The sequence below is a fragment of the Streptomyces sp. AC555_RSS877 genome (assembly GCF_019049245.1).
In the GTDB taxonomy this organism is placed as follows: domain Bacteria; phylum Actinomycetota; class Actinomycetes; order Streptomycetales; family Streptomycetaceae; genus Streptomyces.
In genome coordinates this window covers 1-201 of sequence record NZ_JAGMUK010000197.1, presented here as the reverse complement: position 1 = coordinate 201, position 201 = coordinate 1, and the positions used below count along the sequence as shown (strand labels likewise).

At 68.7% G+C, this 201-nt stretch carries 1 pseudogene; it reads left to right on the top strand.

From position 1 onward, the window contains the following. Positions 1-201: pseudogene (locus KUM49_RS42145) on the top strand (TetR family transcriptional regulator); the annotation flags it as partial.

The window sequence follows — 201 nt, the reverse complement described above, 5'->3', positions numbered from 1 at the left end:
GGTACCGGTGACGGACGACCCGATCGCGGATCTCTTCGCCATGGCCTTGGCCTGCCGTCGGCTGGCCCGCGAGAACCCTCACCTCCACGACCTGATGTTCGGGCTGTCCACTCGGGCGACGTACCGGCCTCTGCCGGATACGGACCTTCGCCTGAGCGGGCATTCCCCGGCCTTTCGGGAAGCCCACGCCCATGTCACCGC